The sequence below is a fragment of the Mesorhizobium sp. M4A.F.Ca.ET.020.02.1.1 genome, from assembly GCF_004022645.1.
Classification (GTDB): Bacteria; Pseudomonadota; Alphaproteobacteria; order Rhizobiales; family Rhizobiaceae; genus Mesorhizobium.
Genome location: NZ_RZOI01000647.1, coordinates 1 through 3,455, shown reverse-complemented (window position 1 = coordinate 3,455; position 3,455 = coordinate 1). Strand labels below are relative to the sequence as shown.

Annotated in this window: 2 protein-coding genes and 2 pseudogenes; all 4 read right to left on the bottom strand. The window is 64.5% G+C overall.

The features are described from left to right. Nucleotides 1-503, bottom strand: a pseudogene (locus EN742_RS28535) (D-alanine--D-alanine ligase); the annotation flags it as partial. A gap of 367 nt (nt 504-870) precedes the next feature. Then, on the bottom strand, nt 871-1,836 hold the full coding sequence (gene murB, locus EN742_RS28530; protein ID WP_128333546.1) for a UDP-N-acetylmuramate dehydrogenase: 966 nt from the start codon (nt 1,834-1,836) through the stop codon (nt 871-873). Beyond that, nucleotides 1,833-3,239 (bottom strand): UDP-N-acetylmuramate--L-alanine ligase, encoded by a 1,407-nt coding sequence (gene murC / locus EN742_RS28525; RefSeq protein WP_127406056.1) that lies wholly within the window; start codon nt 3,237-3,239, stop codon nt 1,833-1,835. Before murC ends, murB begins: the two co-directional genes overlap by 4 nt. Continuing rightward, a pseudogene (locus EN742_RS28520) lies at nt 3,236-3,455 on the bottom strand (UDP-N-acetylglucosamine--N-acetylmuramyl-(pentapeptide) pyrophosphoryl-undecaprenol N-acetylglucosamine transferase); the annotation flags it as partial. The pseudogene EN742_RS28520 and the gene murC, both read right to left, overlap by 4 nt.

The following is a 3,455-nucleotide window of genomic DNA, read 5'->3' as shown; positions in this document are numbered from 1 at the left end:
CCATATTTCCATTCGGACGAGCCGATGACCTGCGGCGGATGCGACTGCCCTTCATGCACGATGACGACGCCGAAGCTCGATCCTTCGTTGACCGGCTTGACCACGTAGGGCGGCTTCATCGGATGCTTGTTCTGGATGGCGAAGCGGTTGGCCACCTTCGATTCCGCCACCAGGATGCCGGCTGCCTTGGCGACTTTCTTGGCCTGCTCCTTGTTCATGGCCAGCGCCGAGGCAAGCACGCCGGAATGCGTGTAGGGGATTTCGAGATATTCGAGGACACCCTGAATGGTGCCGTCCTCACCGAACGGACCGTGCAGCGCATTGAAGGCAACGTCAGGCTTGAGCGCGACAAGCACGGAGCCGACATCGCGCGCAACGTCGACCCGGGTGACGCGATAGCCTTCATTCTCGAGCGCATCCGCACATGCCTTCCCCGAGGACAGGGACACGGGCCGCTCCGACGAAAAACCACCGAGCAGGACGGCCACATGCTTGTTCTTCATCTCCCGTCATCCCCTCTCACGGCGGGCCGCGACTGACATTTCCACACCAGCATTCCCGCACGGTGAGTCCGAGTCTTCCGGCAGGTTGCCCCCCAGACGGAAAACGCGACCGACGCGTCGAACGACTCAAATCAGGAAACGCTTGAGGCCAGAGAATCAGAGAGTTGATTCGCTGGCAAGTCCTTAAGATTCCGAGAGATTCACTTTCCGCGAAAACAGTTGCGAAAAGTGTGTCGTAGAGTCTTTGGGGCAACGGTCCCTGGGCCGTTACGGATCGCCGAAGTTCATGTATTACTTGAACTTCGCCACACCCTGGAGGTGCGCTGAGTTCCAGCTCAGGCCGGCATCGCCTGAGCGCCGGCACGCCTTAGAGGAGTTGCCCCAGGAATTCCTGAACCGCATGGCCGGACCGGAAATCGCCGAGGCGCTTGATTTCCCAATGCAGCCGGACGCCCGAATTCTCGAGCACCCGCGCGCGCACGGTCTCGCCGAGATATTCGAGGTCGTAGCCGGTCGCGGTGCCGGTGTTGATCATGAAATTGCAATGCATCGGCGACATCTGCGCGCCGCCGATCATCAAGCCACGGCAGCCGGCCTTGTCGATCTCCTTCCAGGCCGAGGTGCCCTCCGGATTCTTGAACGTCGAGCCGCCGGTCTTCTCGCGGATCGGCTGCACCGTCTCGCGATGGTTCTGCACCGCGTCCATCGCCGCCTTGATCGTCGCCCGGTCTTCCGGATGCCCCTCGAACAGCGCCGAGGTGAAGATCAGCCCCGAAGGTGCCGCCGAATGCCGATAGGCATAGCCCATGTCGGCATTGCTGAGCGTGTGAAGATTGCCCTTGCGGTCGAGCGCCCGCACCTCGACGACGCGTTCGCGCGTCTCGACGCCATTGGCACCGGCGTTCATCCTCAGTGCACCGCCGACGGCGCCGGGAATGCCGTGGTAGAAACGGAAGCCGCCGATCCCCGCCTCGTAGGCGACGGCCGCGAGGCGCTTGTCGGGCGTTGCGGCGCCGGCCCTGATTGTGGTCGGCGAAACGACTTCCGCCTCGCCAAAGCCCTTGGCCGAAAGCCGGATGACGAAACCTGGAATGCCGCCGTCGCGCACCAGGAGGTTCGAGCCGACGCCGACGACGGTCAGCGGGATTTCCTCCGGCACGGCGCGTAGGAAGGCGGCGAGGTCCTCCTCGTCAGCCGGCTGGAACAGCGCGTCCGCCAGGCCGCCGGCGCGAAACCAGGTGATCTTGTCCATCTCGGCGTTGGGCGTGACGCGGCCGCGCAGGCCGGCCAGCCGGTCGCCAAGCTTTTCGATCAGGGCCTGGCCGCGCATCATGAGGCCGTCCCGCCGAGTTCCTTGGGCAAAGCATAGGCCCATTGCGTGATGTTGCCGGCGCCGAGGAAGACGACGAAGTCGCCCGGCTTGGCCAGTTCGCGGATGATCGGCGCGATCGCCGCCGGGCCCTCAATATTGCGCGCGTCGCGATGACCGCCGGCGCGGATGCGCGACACCAGCGCATCCGAAGTGACGCCTTCGATCGGCTCTTCGCCTGCCGCATAGACCGGCGCCACCATCACTGTGTCGGCGTCGTTGAAGCAGACCGAGAACTCGTTGAACAGATCGTGCAGCCGGGTGTAGCGATGCGGCTGCGCAATAGCGATGACGCGGCCTTTGGTGGCGCTGCGCGCGGCCTTCAGCACCGCCGTGATCTCGACCGGATGGTGGCCGTAATCGTCGAAGATCTCGACGCCGTTCCACGAGCCGGTATGAGTGAAGCGCCGCTTGACGCCGGCGAAGGACGACAGGCCCTTCTTGATCGCCTCGGCGGTGAGGCCAAGCTCATGCGCGACCGCGATCGCGGCGGTCGCGTTGGAGACGTTGTGGCGGCCGGGCATCGGCAGACGCAGATCGGCAATCGTCGTCTGGCCTCCCGTCTTGCGGTCGCGGATGACGACGTCGAACTCGGAGGCGGCACCATCCATGCGGTGATTGGTGAAGCGCACGTCGGCCTGCGCGTTCTCGCCATAGGTGATGACGCGCCGGTCCTCGATGCGGCCGACCAGCGCCTGCACCTCGGGATGATCGGTGCACATCACGCCGAAGCCGTAGAACGGCACGTTCTCGACGAACTGGCGAAACGCCTCGCGCACCTTGTCGAAGCTGCCGTAATGGTCGAGATGCTCGGGATCGATGTTGGTGACGACGGCGATGTCGGCCGGCAGCTTCAGGAAGGTGCCGTCGCTCTCGTCGGCCTCGACCACCATCCATTCACCGTCGCCCATGCGGGCGTTGGTGCCATAGGCGTTGATGATACCGCCATTGATCACGGTCGGGTCGAGCCCGCCCGCTTCGAGCAGTGTCGCCACCATCGAGGTGGTCGTCGTCTTGCCGTGCGTGCCGCCGATCGCAACCGCCTGGCGGAAGCGCATCAGTTCGGCCAGCATCTCGGCGCGGCGCACGACAGGCAGCAGCTTCTCGCGCGCGGCCTTGAGCTCGGGGTTGGATTTCTTGATCGCGGTCGAGACGACAACCACCTCGGCATCGCCAAGGTTTTCCGCCTTGTGGCCGACGAAACACTCGATGCCCTTGTCGCGCAGCCGCTGCACATTGGCGCCGTCGGCCTGGTCGGAGCCCTGCACCTTGTAGCCGAGATTGTGCAGCACCTCGGCAATGCCGCTCATACCGATGCCGCCGATGCCGATGAAATGCACAAGGCCGATCGTCTGCGGCATCTTCATGCTTGCGTCCCCTTCCTGAAGTCCGAAACGGTTTTTTTCGACGCAATAGCCTCTGTCAGATCGGCGAGCAACCGCGCCGCGTTCGGTTTTCCGGCCGACTGGGCGGCCGCGGCCATGGCCGACAGCCGATCCGGGTCCTGAATCAGCCCGGCGACCAGCGTGGCGATGCGCTCAGGGGAAAGCGTGGATTGCGGATGCACCTCCGCCCCACCGGCC

Coding starts and splice junctions, on each gene's coding strand:
- murB (WP_128333546.1), bottom strand. CDS start 1,836: ATGATGCGCGGCCAGGCCCTGATCGAAAAGCTTGGCGACCGGCTGGCC.
- murC (WP_127406056.1), bottom strand. CDS start 3,239: ATGAAGATGCCGCAGACGATCGGCCTTGTGCATTTCATCGGCATCGGC.